The 18,853-nt window shown below is 56.1% G+C and carries 15 protein-coding genes, 1 tRNA gene, 1 pseudogene and 1 riboswitch; of the genes and pseudogenes, 11 read left to right on the forward strand and 6 right to left on the reverse strand.

The window, feature by feature from the left end; translation table 11 throughout:
- Window positions 1-75: 75 nt before the first annotated feature.
- Genes idi through H7R58_RS04630 form a run of 4 tightly spaced genes read right to left on the reverse strand, consistent with a single transcriptional unit; the run spans window position 76 to window position 3,486 of the window.
- On the reverse strand, window positions 76-621 hold the full coding sequence (idi, locus tag H7R58_RS04615; protein ID WP_106925798.1) for an isopentenyl-diphosphate Delta-isomerase: 546 nt from the start codon (window positions 619-621) through the stop codon (window positions 76-78).
- A 53-nt stretch (window positions 622-674) separates the two neighbouring features.
- A complete protein-coding gene (locus H7R58_RS04620; RefSeq protein WP_106925800.1) occupies window positions 675-1,391 on the reverse strand; it encodes a DUF554 domain-containing protein in 717 nt (238 codons plus the stop codon).
- A 22-nt stretch (window positions 1,392-1,413) separates the two neighbouring features.
- Window positions 1,414-1,995 carry a UbiX family flavin prenyltransferase gene (locus H7R58_RS04625; protein ID WP_106925802.1) on the reverse strand — a complete coding sequence of 194 codons (582 nt, stop codon included), beginning with the start codon at window positions 1,993-1,995 and terminating at the stop codon, window positions 1,414-1,416.
- Window positions 1,996-2,007: 12 nt separating this feature from the next.
- On the reverse strand, window positions 2,008-3,486 hold the full coding sequence (locus H7R58_RS04630) for a UbiD family decarboxylase (protein WP_106926109.1): 1,479 nt from the start codon (window positions 3,484-3,486) through the stop codon (window positions 2,008-2,010).
- A 169-nt stretch (window positions 3,487-3,655) separates the two neighbouring features.
- On the opposite strand from H7R58_RS04630, the gene H7R58_RS04635 reads away from it, so the two are divergent.
- From H7R58_RS04635 to H7R58_RS04645, 3 genes are all read left to right on the forward strand, one after another.
- A complete protein-coding gene (locus H7R58_RS04635) occupies window positions 3,656-4,558 on the forward strand; it encodes a LysR family transcriptional regulator (RefSeq protein ID WP_106925804.1) in 903 nt (300 codons plus the stop codon).
- A 109-nt stretch (window positions 4,559-4,667) separates the two neighbouring features.
- Window positions 4,668-5,360, forward strand: coding sequence for an amidase activator ActS (actS, locus tag H7R58_RS04640; RefSeq protein ID WP_106925806.1), 693 nt, complete (start codon window positions 4,668-4,670; stop codon window positions 5,358-5,360).
- An 80-nt stretch (window positions 5,361-5,440) separates the two neighbouring features.
- A tRNA-Gly gene (locus tag H7R58_RS04645) sits at window positions 5,441-5,514 on the forward strand.
- A gap of 159 nt (window positions 5,515-5,673) precedes the next feature.
- Here H7R58_RS04645 and H7R58_RS04650 read toward each other — a convergent pair.
- On the reverse strand, window positions 5,674-6,234 hold the full coding sequence (locus H7R58_RS04650) for a hypothetical protein (RefSeq protein ID WP_146145705.1): 561 nt from the start codon (window positions 6,232-6,234) through the stop codon (window positions 5,674-5,676).
- A gap of 994 nt (window positions 6,235-7,228) precedes the next feature.
- Between H7R58_RS04650 and ompC the strand changes: the two genes are divergently transcribed.
- From ompC to uca, 8 genes and pseudogenes are all read left to right on the forward strand, one after another.
- Window positions 7,229-8,320 carry a porin OmpC gene (gene ompC, locus H7R58_RS04655; RefSeq protein WP_182930588.1) on the forward strand — a complete coding sequence of 364 codons (1,092 nt, stop codon included), beginning with the start codon at window positions 7,229-7,231 and terminating at the stop codon, window positions 8,318-8,320.
- A 76-nt stretch (window positions 8,321-8,396) separates the two neighbouring features.
- Window positions 8,397-8,843: a hypothetical protein gene (locus tag H7R58_RS04660; RefSeq protein WP_182930062.1), complete on the forward strand. Its 447-nt coding sequence runs from the start codon at window positions 8,397-8,399 to the stop codon at window positions 8,841-8,843.
- 227 nt (window positions 8,844-9,070) lie between these two features.
- A riboswitch (guanidine-I (ykkC/yxkD leader) is annotated at window positions 9,071-9,169 on the forward strand.
- Between the two features lie 55 nt (window positions 9,170-9,224).
- Window positions 9,225-10,283, forward strand: coding sequence for a putative urea ABC transporter substrate-binding protein (locus H7R58_RS04665; protein ID WP_182930063.1), 1,059 nt, complete (start codon window positions 9,225-9,227; stop codon window positions 10,281-10,283).
- A 17-nt stretch (window positions 10,284-10,300) separates the two neighbouring features.
- Entirely contained in the window at window positions 10,301-11,116 is an 816-nt protein-coding gene (locus tag H7R58_RS04670) for an ABC transporter permease (RefSeq protein ID WP_182930064.1), read from the forward strand.
- A complete protein-coding gene (locus H7R58_RS04675; protein ID WP_182930065.1) occupies window positions 11,113-11,889 on the forward strand; it encodes an ABC transporter ATP-binding protein in 777 nt (258 codons plus the stop codon). Before H7R58_RS04670 ends, H7R58_RS04675 begins: the two co-directional genes overlap by 4 nt.
- An 11-nt stretch (window positions 11,890-11,900) precedes the next feature.
- Window positions 11,901-12,608, forward strand: coding sequence for an urea amidolyase associated protein UAAP1 (locus tag H7R58_RS04680; RefSeq protein WP_182930589.1), 708 nt, complete (start codon window positions 11,901-11,903; stop codon window positions 12,606-12,608).
- A gap of 11 nt (window positions 12,609-12,619) precedes the next feature.
- Window positions 12,620-13,252, forward strand: coding sequence for an urea amidolyase associated protein UAAP2 (locus H7R58_RS04685; RefSeq protein WP_106925821.1), 633 nt, complete (start codon window positions 12,620-12,622; stop codon window positions 13,250-13,252).
- A gap of 153 nt (window positions 13,253-13,405) precedes the next feature.
- A pseudogene (gene uca, locus H7R58_RS04690) lies at window positions 13,406-17,008 on the forward strand (urea carboxylase).
- A gap of 143 nt (window positions 17,009-17,151) precedes the next feature.
- Here uca and puuP read toward each other — a convergent pair.
- Window positions 17,152-18,546, reverse strand: a complete 1,395-nt coding sequence (gene puuP / locus H7R58_RS04695) for a putrescine/proton symporter PuuP (RefSeq protein ID WP_182930067.1) — start codon at window positions 18,544-18,546, stop codon at window positions 17,152-17,154.
- Window positions 18,547-18,853: the final 307 nt, after the last annotated feature.

Genomic DNA, 18,853 nt, shown 5'->3' on the forward strand with positions numbered 1-18,853 from the left:
TAAGGCAAAGCCGCCATCAGGCGAACTATCTCAGATTTCCGGATGGCGTTGTCCGGCCTACGGTTGTGAAACGACTCAGCGGCCTGCGAAGGCAATAAGCGCCTGACGCGCGTTGTCATCGGCCGCTTCCATCACCATCCATGGGCTAAAGGCCCATGGCGTCAGCTTCAGCGCTTCAAAAATAGCGTCGAGTTCGCCCCACTGATATTCGATAACTTCGTCATGGTTTGCCTGAACGGGGCTGGTGACGCGCGCCGCGAACACCGGACACACCTCGTTTTCCACGATGCCATTGGGTGCGACGGCGCGATAGCGAAACTCGGTAGCAACAGCAGTGATATCGGCAATGTCAACGCCCACCTCAAAGCGGCAGCGGCGAATAATCGCCTGCTCAAAGGTCTCGCCCTGCTGCGGATGGCCACATACCGAGTTGGTCCATACGCCGGGCCAGGCGACTTTGCTTAAAGAGCGGCGGGTGACCAGCAGTTGGCCGCGTTCGTTGAATAACCAGCAGGAGAAGGCAAGGTGCAGCGGAGTGGAAAGGGTGTGAGCGGCGTACTTCTCCAGAATACCGGAAGGTTTATCGTGCTCATCGAGCAAAATGACGTGTTCGCCTGCCATGACAACTCCTGAAAATAAAAGATGACCCGGCATAAACCCACCGGGTCATATACTCAGGCAACCAGCGTAGCCCATAAATGGGAAAAAGGCATTACCAAAACAAGCCCTGGTAACATGTTGGCAACCGGGAAGAGCTTGATGTTACAAATACGCAGCCCCGTTGCAACCATCAGCAGCCCGCCTGCGCAGGAAAAATCGGCCATCATCGACGGCGTAATCATTGGCATCAGGAACACCGCCAGCATCGCCAGCGCCAGCTGGATAATCAACTGCGGAATCGCAATGGTGATGACCGCAAAGCCGAGCAGGGTGGCAAAAATCCCGGCGGTGAATAGATCGAGAATGGTCTTGATGTACAGAATCGACGGATCGCCGCTCATCCCCTCCGTCATCGCCCCGAATACGCCGGTGCCGCTGGCGCAGAACAGCACCAGAATCGCGACGAATTTCTCAGTGAACTCTTCATGGCTGAGGCCCTGAACCGGGGGAAAGACTTTATTGATAAGCCCTCGGGTTGACCCCGCGGCTTTACCAATGCCGCTCTCCAGATGCATCAGTTCGCCCAGGAGGGCGCCGACGATCATGGCCAGCACAACCGCCGGCATGTATTTCACTTTCAGTACCAGCGTAATACCCAGGCCTACGGAGCACAGACCGAAGGTCATCGGCAGCGCCGTTTTGACCCGATCCGGTAGCTTACCGCCGGCAAGGGCACCAATCAGCCCGCCGATAATCACGGCGGACCCGTTTACATAAGGACCGATTAACATGGTGAGGATTTCCTTTGTCGCTCTAGCCGTCGTGGCGCAGCGAACCTTCGCCCCAGCGCGGGATGTTATCCACGTCGATGTCGAACAGGTCGAGCGCGCGGTTGACGCTATGCGTAATAATGTCGTCCGCAGTTTGCGGACGTTGATAGAGAGCCGGAACCGGCGGGAAGATAATCCCGCCCATTTCCGTCACGGCGGCCATATTGCGAATATGGCCGAGGTTTAACGGTGTTTCACGTGCCAGCAGTACCAGACGGCGGCGCTCTTTGAGCACCACGTCGGCCGCGCGTGTCAGCAGGTTATCGGTCAGACAATGCGCTATCGCGCCCAGTGTGCGCATGGAGCAGGGCGCGACCAGCATGCCCAGCGTTTTGAAGGAGCCGCTGGAGATAGCCGCCCCCAGATTGCCAATTGGGTGCACGACGTCAGCCATCGCCATCACCTCGTCCAGACGGTAGTCCGTTTCCAGCTCGCAGGTTTTTTCCGCGCCTTTAGAGACGACCAGATGAACCTCCAGCGGAAGGGGCTGAAGCAGTTCCAGCGCCTTCACGCCATACTGAAAACCGGAAGCGCCGCTAATGCCGATGATGATGCGTGGTGTCATTGTCTGTTCCTCTTACTCGAAGTCCGGCAGGAAGCGTTTCACGTCAACTTCTTTGAATTTAGAACGTTCAAAGTGATGTTTCAGGTGGAACGGTACGGTGCAGTCGAAAATCGTTTTGCAGGACATGCCCTGCTGCAGAATACTTGGGCTGTATTCCGGTACCTGAGACGGGTCCAGCGGGTGGCAGCGTACGCCAGGGATAGTAATGGTATCGACATCGCCCTGGTAGCGGGTCTGCATTGCCCACAGCACATCGTCGCTATCGAAAATATCCACGTCCTCATCCACCAGAATCACGTGTTTCAGTTCCGGGAAGGCGGAGAATGCCAGCAGCGCGGCCTGGCGCTGGCGGCCTTCATCAGCCGGTGAGAATTTTTTGAACTGCATCACCGCCAGCAGTTTGCCGCCGCCCGCAGAGTGGGCAAAGACGTTCAGCAATTTGCCCGGCATTGCACGGCCCACCATATCCAGAATGCTGGCTTCCGTTGGGATACCCGCCATGTTGACGTGTTCCTCACCTGGACCTACGGTAGTGCGCCAGATTGGGCTGTGGCGATGGGTGACCGCTTTGACTTTAATCACCGGCAGCGCATCTTTTGATTCGCCGGTATAGCCCGGGAATTCCGGCATCGCGCGGCCGGTATTGGTGTTCTGGTCTTCGCGGACGCGGACGTCAGGCAGCAGCTCACCTTCAATGATGATTTCGGCATGCGCGATGGCTTTTTCATTGATGGTCAGGCATTTCACCATTTCAACGGCCTGGCCGCGCAGGGAACCGGCAATGCTCAGCTCATCAAAACCCAGCGGCGTGGTTGGTGGTTCAAAGCAGGCGGCAATTTCAATTGCCGGATCAACGCCGATGCTAATTGAAATAGGCAACGGTTGACCAAGTTCTTCGGCCTTCATGCGGAATGCGTCAATGTGGCGGCCCGGGGTCAGCCACATGGAGAGCTCATCGCGGCTCTGTACGCACAGGCGGTGAATGGTAATATCGGATTCGTGCGTTTCCGGATCGGACGCGTAGCACAGGCCCATGGTGATGTAAGGACCGGCATCTTCTTCGGTGTTGGTCGGTGCAGGCAGCAGTTTGCGCAGGTCGAAATCGGCATCGGTGGCCAGGTGAACCACTTCCTGAGCGACCGCTTTCTGCGTGGTCAGCACCGGTGGAATCGGGCTCTGGACGGAGTCTTTCAGCAGGTGGCCCAGTTTTTCCGGCGGGCAGTTCAGGAAGTGGCTGACGCGTTTACGAGAACCGTTGATACCAATTGCGACGCTGATATCATCGAATCCCTTAATTTTGTTGAACATCATTACCGGGCCGTTTTTACGCGTCGGGCGCTGGCAGGTGCCGCCGGCCCCAACGTAACGGTAAACGCCGGACAGTTCAGCGTGTGGATCAACCTCGGTGTCGGTTTCAACGTATTCACCAGGCAGCGTTTTTAGTAGCGCGAGCGCGGAGCGCAGATCGCGTACGGTCGTGTTATTTTTCACGGTGTATTCCTGTTTATCATCGGTAAGAATTGCTGCGATCACCCTATTCCCTACACCGGGAAGGGGCAAATACCGTTTAGCCTGGTCTCGGTAGATCAAAAAGATGTGGCTACACCCGGCGCGGCATCGTGCGTACACTAGGGCAAGTCATTTCAGGCGCGGGGGCGATATGGATTTAAAACGGTTACGCTATTTCTGTCGGGTGGTAGAACAGGGATCAATAAGCCAGGCGGCAAAGGTTCTGAACATGGCTCAGCCGCCGCTGAGCAAACGTATTCAGGAGCTGGAAGACGAGCTGCAAACGCCGCTGTTTTTGCGCCACGGCAACCGCATAGAGCCAACGGAAGCGGGCTTTTTCCTTTACCGTAAGGCCTGTGAGATTCTGCGGCAGGTCGAAGATACGGCCCGTGAAACCATGGAGATCGCTCAGAAAGATCGCCTGCAGTTTCGTTTTGGGATGAGCCATCTGTTTCAGTCCTATTTCAAACCGCTGCTGCTGGCGCTGTATCAGCGCTACCCCGAAATCGAGGTGAATATCTCCGTCACCGATTCCAGCCACCTGGAGATGTTGCTTAATGAGGGCGCGATCGATCTGGCATTTATCCAGCGCCCCTATCGCAGCGAAGGCTTCGACTATGTGTCGTTTGATCCGGTGAAGCTGGTGGCCGTGATCAACAAAAAATGCCTGCCGCAAGCGCCGGCTAACCCGTTTGACTACAATGCACTGGGCGAGCTGCCGTTGGTACTGCTGCACCGCGCGAAAGACTCTGGCACTTACGAGATGCTGATCGACCTGTTCCGCAAAGCGGGCGTGAACCCGAAGGTGATTATGCACATCACCCAGCCGGGGGTGATTATCGACTGGCTGGAGTCGGGGCTGGCGGCGGCGACGCTGCTGCCGTCGTCCGAGGTGTGTGCAGAGAAGCTGCATGAATGCTACGTGGTAGACGTCTTCCCTGCGCCGCAGATTTTTTATCCGGCCATGGTAAAAATACCCGCAGCCAACTGGTGCCCACAGGTCATGGAGCTGGTGGCGGAAGGTTTCCCATTTGGCAATCATTCACTTTCCTGATGGTTTGGCATCCTGCGTGAGCCTGCTATCATAGGTGTCCCGATCGTTGATGACCTGAGGATACGTTTTGCGAGCAGGAAGCCAAATCTCTTCCCCATTACGACTGTCAATGTGTCTGGCTATCGGCCTGGCGCTGTCCGGCTGCGCCGGAAACTCGTCAGAAGGCAGCTACAGCGGTTCGGTTTATACCGTAAAGCGCGGCGATACGCTGTCGCGTATTTCGCGTATGACGGGCACCAGCGTGCGAGATTTGGCGCGAATGAACGGTATTTCTCCGCCGTACACCATTGAAGTCGGGCAAAAGCTGAAGGTGAGCGGCGCGGCTTCCTCGGCGAAAAAATCGACCGCCAGCAAAACGGCGAAAGTGGTTCCCTCCTCCGCAGTGCCCCAGTCTTCATGGCCGCCGGTGGGGCAACGCTGCTGGCGCTGGCCTGCTAGCGGTAAGGTCGTGATGACCTATACCACTTCGGAAGGCGGAAACAAAGGTATTGATATCGCCGGCAGCCGCGGTCAGCCGGTCTATGCTGCCGGAGCCGGGAAGGTCGTGTACGTTGGCAATCAGCTGCGCGGCTACGGCAACCTGGTGATGATCAAGCATAACGAGGATTACATCACCGCCTACGCACACAACGATAAGCTGCTGGTGAATAACGGTCAGAGCGTGAAGATAGGGCAGCAAATTGCCACGATGGGCAGTTCGGATGCGGACTCGGTGCGGCTGCATTTCCAGATTCGCTACCGGGCGACGGCTATCGATCCGCTACGCTATTTGCCGCCACAGGGCAGCCCGCCGAAGTGCTAAGCGGTTATTTTATCGTCACTTAGCAACATGATAGCTTGCCAGACGAGGAGTAACGTTTATAATGCTCCTCGCACACCCTTGCGGGCGTAGTTCAATGGTAGAACGAGAGCTTCCCAAGCTCTATACGAGGGTTCGATTCCCTTCGCCCGCTCCAATCTCAAGTCTCTATCTCTCCACTGAATTCAACGACACCATGATTTAATTCGGCTTTTTGGCATTTTCCTGTCAACCGAGTTCAACCTGCCTTACCCCCAATCAACAGCCTGTGTGGCATAGAAATGGGGCCAGGAATGAGCCACTCCGTATGCAGGGCTTACGCTCGCCCCGCTTCCTCAGCCGCAGTCGTTGGCATGTCATCCGCGACGAGCGCAACCGTATGAACGGGGAGGCCGGTCTGATAGCACATTCTGTACAGTTCCACGGTGGTCGACAGGCTGCCATGAATCGTCACGGTCTCATTTTCTTCGAGCCACAGTTTCAAACCGGTATTCCCCTGGGCGTAGATCACCAGCGCCGCCTGGCGGGTGATGTATTCCTGCCCTAGCAACGAAATCGATACCAGTTTCGTGCCATCCTTAGGCGTTTTGCGATACGGGAGATGCTCTTCACCCGCGACATCGTTCAGACAATCGGTGCGGTTTTCCTCTTTAATCAATTGATTCGCCAGACTCTGGCCTTCCGCCGTCAGCAGAACCATAAGCTGGAGATCGTTCCTGCGATAGATCCGCACCAGGCCCTTTTTTTCCATCAGATGAAAGGTCTTACGGACATTGCTGCTGTATGTCCTGATTGATGACTTTAGCTGTAATGCCCGCTCGATATCACGCGTGAGGGGTTTTCCTGACGGCTGTTTTACCGTCTCTACCAGCAGCATTTTTTGCAGGCGCGAGAGGCGCTGTCTTTTTACGCTCTGAACTTCATTATTACCAGGGGCTATCGGCATAAAAAACCTATATAAAATTAATGTTGGAGTGATTAGTCTTTTATTTATTAATCACGCATGTCGTGATTAACAATTTATTTGTTATTGATTCCAATTTATTTGTCTGGTTGATGTTTGACGAAAGTAACGTGCTATATGTTGGGTGAATGTTCCTTATCTTTACCTGTTTTATCATTTTTGTTTACATTCAATATATTTGTCTGCCGTCAGGCATCTCATTTAGTTTAATATTTCCCCGGCGTTCAGCTTAACCGCCACGCATGGTGCGCCGAGTTGGTGCATAAATATCTTCTCCGCGCGCCACTTTGCGCATCAGGGAAAAGGGGGAAGTAATACGCTTCCTGTAGAGCGATAAGAATCAACTAAGGCAATATAAAGGCATCATAGTCGCGGTTGCTGCCGTTCCCGATAACCAATGAAGGTGATAGTTATAGGGGGCATTCTATTGATAGCAGATTGATGAATTCTTTCAATCCCGACAAAGCAACATTACACAAGATAATAATTTGAAACATAAGCTGTTTATCAATTTATTTGACTATAATAATTGATTTTTATGGCATCAAAGTCTGCTGTCGGTGTGAAAATGACTTGATGGAATGATTCTTTTTATACATAACAAATGCACGCAGGCTAATAGTTTTTATGGTAATGGGTTAGTCTTTTTGATGTATTTGCAAAAAAAAGCAGAGATCGTCTGTTTGTATTATGAGGTTTTTCTTTAAATGTAGTTTTATTGTGAATGAATTTATTTTGCATCTCAGAAAAAGAGATGTGACAGGGTGTTTTACATATTATTACATGTTATTAGTTTTGTTTTATGAACTTTTCCTTAAATGTTTACAGGCAGTGTTTGAGAGCGCCTGTCTACATGTAATAGCCAGGCGGTCTATTGATTTCAACATAACTAACAAATGATGAAGCCATTATGAAAAAAATTCTTGCAGTGATTATTCCAGCATTACTGGCTGCGGGTGCAGCGCATTCAGCCGAAATGTATAATAAAGACGGTAACAAGCTGGATTTATATGGGAAAGTTGATGCCCGTCGCACCTTCTCTGATGCAAAGGGAAGCGATGGTGATGCAACGTATATTCGTCTGGGCTTTAAAGGTGAGACACAAATTAATGATGTGCTGACCGGCTATGGTCAGTGGGAATACAACATTCAGGGTAACGGTACAGAAGATGGCGCGAAAACCGCGACCCGTCTGGGCTATGCCGGATTAAAAGCGGGCGATTACGGTATGTTTGATTATGGCCGTAACTATGGCGTCATCTATGACGTTGAAGCCTGGACGGATATGCTCCCTGTCTTTGGTGGGGACTCTTATTCAACCACCGATAACTTTATGAATAACCGTGCAAACGGCCTGGCAACCTACCGTAATAGCGGTTTCTTTGGCCTGGTGGATGGTCTGGACTTCGCGATTCAGTACCAGGGCAAAAACGGTGGGGGGAGTGAAAACGTTAACGGCCGTGACGATGCCTTCGCGCAGAATGGTGAAGGCTGGGGCGCTTCCGTGGCGTATGAGATTGGTGCGGGCGTCAGCGCGACGGCAGCCTATTCCGGCGCTAAGCGTACTGACGATCAGCAGCGCCTGACCTATAACGATGCTGAAAACGCGGAAGCATGGGCCAGCGGCCTGAAATACGATGCTAACAATATCTACCTGGCCGCGACTTACGCCGAAACCCGTAATATGACAAAGGTCGGGGATTTCGTTACCGACAAAACCAAAAATATTGAACTGGTTGCTCAGTATCAGTTCGATTTCGGCCTGCGTCCATCCATTGCTTATCTGCAATCGCGAGCGAGCAACGACAACCAGGGCATCAAAGGAAACGCGGATGTCGTGAAATACATGGAAGTGGGCGCGTCATACTACTTCAATAAAAATATGGCCACCTACGTCGATTATAAAATCAACCTATTGGATAAAGACAACGCGGCCGTGAAGAACCTGGGTCTGAGCACGGATAACGTCGTCGGTATCGGTGCGGTATATCAGTTCTAAACCACTCTGCTGGAGAGGCTCTCACGGCCTCTCCAGATTTCATCGCCCGGGTAGCAGTATGCAGAGGGTTACCACCATGTTTTGTGTATTCCTGGAGTCTGATGAACTGACTCCTGAAATCACCACGCTGAAAGACTTTAACGATCTCCTTAGCCATGACATACCGACGGCGGTATTCGTCATTTCTCACGATATTGCCCGCTTTATCAAAGATGCTTACTTTATGAATCTCACGATTGACGGCCTGCAGAACTGCTATTTTTCGTTGAATAATGGCCAGGAGTTTTTTGAGTTTAATCATCGTGGTCATTGCTATACATATTGCGAGCCGGAAGCCGAGTGGCACGTGACGCCCGCGCAGTTTATCCGCAGCCAGTGGCTGGCGAATGAGGATCTGCATAGCCTGATCACCCCGGAATTTATCACCAGCTACAGTAAAATGTTTCCTTGCCTACAGAAAAAAAAGCAGCAGTTCGATTTGCTGTTTACTCAGCACTATTCTGGCGCGCAGCGAAAAGGATAGAAAACGCTGCGATATTGATAACGCCACGGTAAACATATTGAATGCTTTCCCCTTGCTGATAAAACCACGCCCATCCCCACCAGCACCATTGTGGAGCACTGCCTTCTTTTCGCGCACCACAAAAGGGATGTGGCTCACGAACCAACGCCTAATGCACTGATAATAAGCAAAAATAAACCTGGCATAGCCTTTGCAAATCTCACTTCGCAGTGCAACACACAATCTGAAAAATAGCTGGCTAGGGTTCCGGTTCACCGCGGTGAACGGCTGGTCCAAGAGCTGGCGACCTCTGAGAGGTTACACGGCGGGACAAAAACCCGGGAGACAGCAGCACCTGATGGTGTCGCGCTGCCCCTAATTTTTGCCTATCAGAGGTTAGACATGAAGAAAACGTCATTATACCGCGCTCTTGTCCTGTCGCTGGCGATGCTGGTCAGTCTTCCCACTTTTGCTGCCGTAAAGAAAGAGTTTAACGTCTGCTGGACCATCTACGCCGGATGGATGCCCTGGGGCACCATCAGCAGTAGCAAAATCATCGATAAATGGGCGGATAAATACGGCATTAAAATCAACGTCGTCCAGCTTAATGATTATATCGAGTCGATTAACCAGTACACCGCCGGTCAGTTTGATGGCTGCACCATGACCAACATGGACGCGCTGACGATCCCGGCAGCGGGCGGCGTGGACTCCACTGCGCTGATCCTCGGCAGCTATTCGGAAGGCAACGACGGCGTGGTGATGAAAGGTGAGGGCAAAACCCTTAACGATCTGAAAGGGATGAAAGTCTACCTGCCGGAGCTTTCTGTTTCCCATTACCTGCTGGTGCGCGGGCTGGAAAAAGCGGGCCTGGCGGAAAAAGATGTCACCGTCGTGAACACCTCCGATGCGGATATCGTGTCGGCGTTCGGCACGGCAAACGTACAGGCTGCCGTGGCCTGGAACCCGCAGCTCTCCGTTATCAAAGGGACGCCAAAAACCACCGAAGTCTTTAGCTCCTCGCAGGTCCCCGGCGAGCTTATTGACATGATGGTCGTCAATAGCGAAACCCTGAAGGATAACCCTGCGCTTGGCAAAGCGCTGACCGGCGCATGGTACGAGATGATGGGCCTGATGAAGGCGCAGGATACCCACGCGTTAACGTCGATGGCCGCCGCCTCCGGCACCGATCTGGCCGGTTATCAGGCGCAGTTAAAAACCACCCACCTGTTCTACACCCCGCAGGACAACATCGCGTTTATCACCTCGGCGGAGCTGGCGAAAACCATGCAGCGCGTGGCCTCGTTCTCATTTGATAAAGGGCTGTTGGGCGAGGGCGCCCAGAGCGCGGATTTTATCGGTATGACCTTCCCCGGCAAGGTGAGCTGGGGCGATGCCAATAACGTGAAGCTGCGCTTTGACGACAGCTTCGTGAAAATGGCCGCTGCCGGCACGCTGTGATGACTGACGGAGTTTCCATGCGACACATTAATCGTCATCCCAAACCCGGCATGCGTCTGATGCTTGTGATGTTGCCGTTCATCCTGCTGCTGATGGCCTATTTCTTCGGTTCGGCGGTACGGCTGGACGCCAACCCGCACGACAAACTGCTGCCCGGTTTCCAGCAGATGCTGGATGCCATATCGCGGATGGCGTTTACCCCGGATAAACGCAGCGGTGAGTACCTGCTATGGGTTGATACCCTGGTCAGCCTGGCCCGTTTGCTGACCGGTCTGGCTATTGCGTCGCTGGTGGGGCTATGCATCGGCGTGATGTCCGGCGTATTCCCGCTGTGGCGGGCGTCGTTGTCGCCGCTGATGACCGTGCTGTCGATGATCCCGCCGCTGGCGATTTTACCGGTGCTGTTTATCGTCTTCGGCCTGGATGAACTGTCGAAAATGATGCTGATTGTCATTGGCATCACCCCGATGCTGGCTCGCGACCTGGAACAGCGCGCGGGCGACATTCCGCAGGAGATCCTGATTAAAGCGCAGACCTTAGGCGCGAATAGCTGGACGCTGGTGCTACGGGTGGTGCTGCCGCAGCTGCTGTCGCGGCTTCTGACTTCGCTGCGGCTGCTGCTGGGGTCGGCGTGGCTGTTCCTGATTTCAGCCGAGGCTATCTCCTCAACCGCCGGGCTGGGCTACCGCATTTTCCTCGTGCGCCGCTACATGGCGATGGACGTCATTATTCCTTACGTCCTGTGGATCACGCTGCTGGCATGGCTGATGGATCTGGCGCTCCGTCAGCTACACAAAACCTGTTTTCCCTGGGCGGAAGGAGGGAAGGCATGAGCTTTATCAGTATCAATAATATCTGGCAGGAATACGGCGACCACGTGGTGCTGGAACGCCTGAATTTGCAGGTTAAAGAAGGGGAGTTTTGCTCCATGGTGGGCGCATCCGGCTGCGGAAAATCCACCTTCTTGCGCCTGCTGCTCGGCCAGGAAGCGCCAAGCCGCGGTTCCATTACGCTGGAAGGAAAACTGCTCAACGCCGAGCCGGACAGCAGCCGCGGCGTGGTGTTTCAGCGCTACTCCGTTTTCCCGCACCTGAACGTGCTGGACAACGTCACGATTGGCCTGGAGCTGCCGCAATCGCCGCTGTGCGGGCGGCTGTTTGGCGGCAAAAAACGCGCGGCGCGCGCGCGGGCCGCCGAAATGCTGGAAAAGGTTGGGCTAAGCCACGCGCTCGATAAATATCCGGCTCAGCTCTCGGGCGGTATGCAACAGCGTTTAGCCATCGCCCAGGCATTTATTATGCAACCGCGCGTCCTGTTGCTGGACGAACCGTTTGGCGCGCTTGACCCGGGGATCCGTAAAGACATGCACGCGCTGCTGTTGCAGCTGTGGAGCGAAACCCGCATGACCGTCTTTATGGTGACGCACGATCTGTCGGAAGGCTTCAACCTCGGCACCCGCCTGCTGGTGTTCGACAAAGTGCGCATTGACCCACAGGCGCCGAACGCCTTCGGCGCGCGTATTACCTACGATATCCCGCTCAACGAGACGCGGCTTTCCGCGCTCGGCGGTACGGCTCCCGATAACGTTTATGCATTAAGGAGTTAACAGTGAATACCATGACAACATTACGCGAAGAGACGCTCCCCGCCGGTGGGCATCTCTCCTTTATTCTCAAGCGCGGGCAGATCCTGCGGATGACCGACATCGACGGCGGCGCTAACGTCAGCCTGATGATGTTAAACCCGCATGAGAAAAGCGAACGCTTGAATCTGCCGGACACGCTCAAAGGCCAGCACACCGCGCGCCTGACCGCCGGGCACTGCTTCTACTCGGATATGGGCCGCGTGCTGGCTGGCATTACCGCCGACACCAGCGGCTGGCACGACCCGTTTGGCGGCGTACTCAATGCCGCCGAAGCGGCGGAGAAATACGGGCAGGGGCGCTATCAGGAACTGCGCAATGCCTTCTACCGCAACGGCACGGATAACCTGTTGGTGGAGATGGGGAAATGGGATCTGAATCTTGAAGATCTGCTGATGGTGGTCAACTTCTTTAGCAAAGTGACCGTGGATGAAAACGGGCAGTTCAGCTTCCACAGCGGCCACTCGCAGCCGGGCAGCTACGTGGAACTGTATGCGCCCATGGACGTCCTGATGGTGATGACCGCACTGCCGCACCCGATGGACCCTTCGCGCGAATATACGCCGCGCCCGGTCGCGCTCAGCTGGCGTCGGACCGAGGATGAAGAGGCCGCGGTTAACGCGCTTTTAATCCGCCCGGAAAACCAGCGCGCCTTCACCAATACGCAACTTTTTGCCCTGTAAGGAGCCGAAAAATGACCGCTGCCAGCGAAAAACATGCTCAGTATGCCGCCTTCCGCCACGTGATCCCGGCGGGAGAACCCTACCTGTTTGAGGTGAAAAAAGGGCAAACCCTGCGTCTGCTCGATCTGGAAGGTAATCAGGCTATCGACACGCTGTTCTATAACGCCGATAACCCTCGTGAACGCTACGATGCCCAGCGCACGCTGCGCCGCCAGAACAACGCCTACCTGACCTGCGACAGCGTGCTTTATTCCAATCTGGGCAACCCGCTGCTGACGATTGTGGCCGATACCTGCGGTCGCCACGATACGCTCGGCGGCGCCTGCGCGCAGGAGAGCAACACCGTGCGCTATGCGCTCGATAAGCGTCATATGCACAGCTGCCGCGATAACTTCCTGTGCGCCTGCCTGCACGATGGTCGCCTGCAAAAACGCGATATTGGCGCGAACATCAATTTCTTTATGAACGTCCCGGTGACGCCGCAGGGTGGCCTGACCTTTGAAGACGGTATTTCCGCACCGGGGAAATACGTCGAGCTGCGCGCCGAGTGCAACGTCATTGTGCTGATTTCCAACTGCCCGCAGTTGAATAATCCCTGCAACGGCTGGAACCCCACGCCAGCGGAGGTGCTGGTATGGAACTGACGCCAACCCGCTGGCAGCGCCTGCGAAAAATGATCTATCGCCTGTTTGAAGTGCGTGCCGGACGCCTCCTGCCTTAAACGCTTTTTCCCCATGGACGACCATGCGGTGAGCCGATTTTTGGGCGGGACGACCCGCCACGATTGAGTCTGACCTATGTTAACGAAACTCCTGATTGCGAATCGCGGGGCGATTGCCTGCCGCATTATGCGCACGCTGCGTGCTATGGACATTGGCAGCGTGGCGGTTTATTCCGACGCTGATATCAGCAGCCTGCATATTCGTGAAGCCGACGAGGCGATAAGCCTGGGCGATGGCCCGGCCGCCAACACCTATCTGGTCAGTGACAAGATCATCGCGGCGGCGAAGGCCAACGGCGCACAGGCGATTCATCCGGGCTATGGTTTTCTCTCGGAAAACGCCGACTTTGCCGACGCCTGTGAACAGGCCGGTATCGCCTTTGTCGGCCCCACGGCGGAACAGTTGCGCCTGTTTGGCCTTAAGCATACCGCCCGGGCGCTGGCAAAAGCGCACGGCGTGCCGATGCTCGAAGGCACCGAACTGCTGGCGGATGTCACCGACGCGCTTCAGGCCGCCGAACGCGTAGGCTACCCCGTGATGCTCAAAAGCACGGCGGGCGGTGGCGGCATTGGGATGCGCGTCTGCTATAGCGCTGCTGAGCTCAGCGAGGCCTTCGACGCGGTGGTGCGGCTGGGGAAAAATAACTTCAGCAACGCGGGCGTGTTTATTGAGAAATACATCGAACGCGCGCGCCACCTGGAAGTACAGCTCTTTGGCGACGGCAACGGTGAGGTTATTGCCCTGGGCGTGCGCGACTGCTCGGTACAGCGCCGTAACCAGAAAGTACTGGAAGAGACGCCCGCGCCCAACCTGCCCGCAGGCATGGCGCAAGCGTTATGCGAGGCGGCAATCAAGCTGGGTAAAGCGGTAAACTACCGTAGCGCTGGTACCGTGGAATTTGTCTACGACAGCGATGCCGCCCGCTTCTACTTCCTCGAGGTGAACACGCGGCTACAGGTCGAGCACGGGGTGACGGAGCAGGTGTGGGGCGTCGATCTGGTGCGCTGGATGATTGCCCTTGCCGCCGGTGAATTACCGCCGCTGGGCGAGCTGCGTGACCGCCTTGAGCCTCAGGGGCATGCGATTCAGGCGCGTGTTTACGCTGAAGATCCGGGCCGTCAGTTCCAGCCATCGCCCGGTCTGCTCACCGAAGTGGTGTTCCCAACCGACGACCGCGTGACGCTGCGCATCGACAGCTGGGTGGAATCTGGCTGCGAGGTGCCGCCGTTTTTTGACCCGATGCTGGCGAAAATTATCGCCTGACAGCCGACGCGTGAAGCGGCAATCCACGCGCTGCATACCGCGCTGGGCGAGACCCGCCTGTACGGCGTGGAGACTAACCGCAGCTATTTGCAGCAAATTTTGACCTTTACACCGTTTGCCTGCGGCGAGCCGTGGACCCGTTGCCTGGAAGGGCTGAATTATCAGGCCGCTACGCTGGAAGTGTTGAGCGCCGGTACGCAAACCACGGTACAGGATTACCCCGGCCGCGTAGGCTACTGGGCGGTGGGCGTGCCGCCGTCCGGGCCGATGGACAGCAGGGCGCTGCGTCTTGGCAACCGCCTGCTGGGAAATGCCGCCGACGCGGCCGCGCTGGAAATTACCCTCAGCGGCCCAACGCTAAAATTTAACTGTGATGCGCAGGTGGTGGTGACCGGCGCGGCGATTGCGTTGACGCTGGACGGCGTCCCGCAGGTCAACAACCGCGCCTTCCTCGTGCGCGCCGGTATGACGCTGCGGATGGGCGATATCCAGGGTGATGGCGTGCGCAGCTATCTGTGCCTGCGCGGCGGTTTTCAGGTGCCGGATTATCTCGGCAGCAAAAGTACCTTTACGCTGGGTCAGTTTGGCGGCCACGGCGGGCGGGCGTTGCGCACCGGCGACGTGCTGCATCTGGCGCCGCTCACCGCACCGTGTCCGGACGCGGTGCTGCCGCCATCGCTTGGCACCGCGCTGGCCCCAGTGCGCGAACTGCGGGTGATTTATGGCCCGCACGCGGCGCCGGAGTATTTTACGCTGCGCTATATGGCGACCTTCTTTGCGACCGACTGGGAAGTCCACTTCAACTCCAGCCGTACCGGCGTGCGTTTGATTGGCCCGAAACCCGAATGGGTTCGCGATAGCGGCGGTGAGGCGGGGCTGCATCCTTCAAATATTCATGACAACCCGTACGCCATCGGGGCGATTGATTTTACCGGCGATATGCCGGTGATCCTCGGGCCAGACGGGCCGAGCCTGGGCGGCTTTGTCTGCCCGGCGACGATTATTGAGGCCGATCTGCACGCCATGGGGCAGCTTAAAGCCGGTGACAAAGTGCGCTTTGTGCCGGTTGATATCGCCACCGCCCGGCGGCTGGCGCAGGCCCAGGAGCGGGAAATCGCCAGCCTGACCTCACAGATTACACCCTGGCAGCCTGCGGGCCTGCCATCGCCGGTGGTGCTGGACTGCGGCGAGCGCGATAAACGGCTGGTGGCGCGGCTCTCCGGTGATACCCATTTGCTGCTGGAGATTGGCGATCCGGAACTGGATCTGGTACTGCGCTTTCGCGCGCATGCGCTGATGCAGGCGTTGGAGGCGCGGGCGTTAACGGGGGTTATCGATCTGACGCCGGGTATCCGTTCGCTACAGATTCACTATCAGCCGGAGGCGCTGAGCCTGGCGACGTTGCTGGATGCGGTGGCCGGGCTATGGCAGTCGGTCTGTGAACAGGGCTCTCTGGAGGTGCCGTCGCGCGTTGTCTGGCTGCCGCTATCATGGGACGATCCGGCGTGTCAGAAAGCTATCGACAAGTACATGACCACGGTGCGCCGTGATGCGCCGTGGTGCCCGAGCAATCTGGAGTTTATTCGCCGTATCAACGATCTGGCTAACGTCGATGCGGTGTATAAAACGGTATTCGATGCCAGCTACCTGGTGATGGGGCTGGGGGATGTTTACCTCGGCGCGCCGGTGGCCACGCCGCTCGATCCGCGCCATCGGCTGGTCACTACCAAGTACAATCCGGCACGAACCTGGACGGCGGAAAACTCGGTCGGTATCGGCGGGGCGTATCTTTGCGTCTACGGCATGGAGGGCCCGGGCGGCTATCAGTTCGTTGGTCGCACGCTACAAATGTGGAATCGCTATCATGCGGTGGACGATTTCGGCGGTAAGCCGTGGCTGCTGCGCTTCTTCGACCAGATCCGTTTCTACCCGGTTTCTGCCGACGAACTGCTGACGATTCGTCGTGATTTTCCCTTAGGTCGTTATCCGCTGCGTATTGAACATACCACCCTGAAACTCGCGGAGTATCAGCAATTCCTCGCGACGGAAGCGGCGGGCATTGAGGCGTTCCGTCATCATCAACAAGGCGCATTCGACGCAGAGCGCGAGCGCTGGATTGCCAACGGCCAGGCACATTTTGACAGCAGCGATGCGCGGGAGGCGGAAGGTGAGGATGAGCCGCTTAAGCCGGGGCAGGAGGGGATTGAAAGCCCGATCTCCGGTAACCTCTGGCAGGTCAACGTCGACGTGGGCAGCACCGTTCGTGAAGGCGATGTGCTGGTCATTCTGGAGTCGATGAAAATGGAAATCCCGCTGCTGGCCTCGCAGGACGGGGTGGTCAGCCAGGTCCGCGTACAGCCGGGATCATCGGTACGCGCGGGGCAGTGTGTGGTGGTGCTGGATAAAACGGCGTAGCCCTGAATACAGCGGCGCAGTGATGCTGCGCCGCTCAGATAGCGGAGTGCCGGATGGCGTCGCAAGCGACTTATCCGGCCTACAAAGAATGTCGATCTCAATCCCCGTAGGCCCGATAAGCGTAGCGCCATCGGGCATTTCGGTTAGCTTTCCCCAACAGTGCTTATCCGCTGCTCGCCGTCATACAGCGGTACTTTGCGATAGCGTCGGATCAGATACCAAAGATACATTCCCCCCAGCATTGCCCAGACCAAACCCAGCGTTAACGATGTGACTTCCAGGTTGATCCACAGCACGCCGACCGTCAACGCGCCAATAAGCGGCATCAGCAGGTAATGGAAGTGATCTTTCCAGCTTTTGTTGTAGCCTTTGCGTCGCCAGAAATGGTTGAACACCGACAGGTTGACGAAGGTAAACGCCACCAGCGCGCCGAAGTTAATCAACGCTGTGGCGGTGACTAAGTCGAAGAACAGCGCCGACAGCGCCACAACCCCGACCATGATCACGTTCAGCGCTGGCGTCCGCCATTTCGGATGCACGTAGCCAAACACGCGTTCCGGAAAGACGTTGTCACGGCCCATCACGTACAGCAAACGCGAAACGCTGGCGTGCGACGCCAGGCCTGAAGCCAGCGTGTTAACGAAGGTGGTGCACAGGAAGATGGACTGGAACAGCTTGCCGCCCACGTACAGGGCAATCTCCGGCAGCGCGGCGTCAGGGTCTTTAAAGCGGCTGATATCCGGGAAGAAAAGCTGCATAAAGAACGACGCGGCAATGAAGATTAACCCACCGTACACCGCGGTCAGGAAGATGGCTTTGGGGATCACGCGCGCGGCGTCCGGCGTCTCTTCTGAAAGCGTGGTCACCGCATCAAAGCCGAGGAACGAGAAGCAGACTATCGTCGCCCCGGTAATGATAGGGATCAGGTGCGCATTTTCACTGACAAACGGCTGTAGTGACCATACGGTCCCCACGCCTTCGCCTTTGTGCAGCCCCTGCACAACCAGTACGATAAAGACCACCATAATGGCTATCTGTACCAGCACGAACAGGGTATTGAAGTTCGCCACCAGGTTAACGCTTTTCAGGTTCGCGGCGGTCAGGATTGCCACGAACGTGACCACCCACACCCATGGCGGCACGCCGGGAAAGAGGGCCGAAAGATAAATCTTCGCCAGCAGGACGTTAATCATCGGCAGGAACAGGTAATCCAGCAGCGATGACCAGCCGACCATAAAGCCCACGTGGGGGCTAATTGATTTTTGTGCGTAGGTATAGGCAGAGCCTGCCTCGGGAAACTGACGCACCAGTTTGCCGTAGCTGATGGCGGTAAACAGCACCCCGGCCAGCGCTAACAGGTAGGACGCCGGCACGTGGCCATTACTGATGCCGGACACAATACCGAAGGTATCGAACACGGTCATCGGCGTGAGATAGGCCAGGCCCATCATCACCACTTGCCACAGCTTCAGCGATTTACGCAGACGGGTTTTTCCCGGCTGCATAGGGATATTCAGCGAAGTGTTGTTAGTTGCCATGCGCGTTACCTCCACTGCGTAACGGGGTTTGCGGTCGCGTCGACCTGAAATCAAACCTGTTTAGCAGGGGAAGTAATGGCGTCGGTGGGGATAACATGCAGTCGGTGAGGGCGGTTTCATGTTCGCAACCTCCCTCCCCCTGTGGGGACGTAAACATCGGCATCATCTCATTTCCTCGTCACAGTCTTAATCGTTAACGGAAGCCCGTTGCCGCCTGCGTTCCATAACGCGACATACGGGAAATGTCTGGATTACCAGAAGATTCAGGCCAGGTTCCACTCAGGCCGGTATTACCGCCCCGTGAAGG

The organism is Klebsiella sp. WP4-W18-ESBL-05, from assembly GCF_014169075.1.
Taxonomy (GTDB): Bacteria; Pseudomonadota; Gammaproteobacteria; order Enterobacterales; family Enterobacteriaceae; genus Kluyvera; species Kluyvera ascorbata_B.

What these genes read in the sequence shown, in the direction of transcription:
- idi (WP_106925798.1), bottom strand. Translation starts at nt 621, where the DNA reads ATGGCAGGCGAACACGTCATTTTGCTCGATGAGCACGATAAACCTTCC.
- H7R58_RS04620 (WP_106925800.1), bottom strand. Translation starts at nt 1,391, where the DNA reads ATGTTAATCGGTCCTTATGTAAACGGGTCCGCCGTGATTATCGGCGGG.
- H7R58_RS04625 (WP_106925802.1), bottom strand. Translation starts at nt 1,995, where the DNA reads ATGACACCACGCATCATCATCGGCATTAGCGGCGCTTCCGGTTTTCAG.
- H7R58_RS04635 (WP_106925804.1), top strand. Translation starts at nt 3,656, where the DNA reads ATGGATTTAAAACGGTTACGCTATTTCTGTCGGGTGGTAGAACAGGGA.
- actS (WP_106925806.1), top strand. Translation starts at nt 4,668, where the DNA reads ATGTGTCTGGCTATCGGCCTGGCGCTGTCCGGCTGCGCCGGAAACTCG.
- H7R58_RS04650 (WP_146145705.1), bottom strand. Translation starts at nt 6,234, where the DNA reads ATGCTGCTGGTAGAGACGGTAAAACAGCCGTCAGGAAAACCCCTCACG.
- H7R58_RS04660 (WP_182930062.1), top strand. Translation starts at nt 8,397, where the DNA reads ATGTTTTGTGTATTCCTGGAGTCTGATGAACTGACTCCTGAAATCACC.
- H7R58_RS04665 (WP_182930063.1), top strand. Translation starts at nt 9,225, where the DNA reads ATGAAGAAAACGTCATTATACCGCGCTCTTGTCCTGTCGCTGGCGATG.
- H7R58_RS04670 (WP_182930064.1), top strand. Translation starts at nt 10,301, where the DNA reads ATGCGACACATTAATCGTCATCCCAAACCCGGCATGCGTCTGATGCTT.
- H7R58_RS04675 (WP_182930065.1), top strand. Translation starts at nt 11,113, where the DNA reads ATGAGCTTTATCAGTATCAATAATATCTGGCAGGAATACGGCGACCAC.
- H7R58_RS04680 (WP_182930589.1), top strand. Translation starts at nt 11,901, where the DNA reads ATGACAACATTACGCGAAGAGACGCTCCCCGCCGGTGGGCATCTCTCC.
- H7R58_RS04685 (WP_106925821.1), top strand. Translation starts at nt 12,620, where the DNA reads ATGACCGCTGCCAGCGAAAAACATGCTCAGTATGCCGCCTTCCGCCAC.
- puuP (WP_182930067.1), bottom strand. Translation starts at nt 18,546, where the DNA reads ATGGCAACTAACAACACTTCGCTGAATATCCCTATGCAGCCGGGAAAA.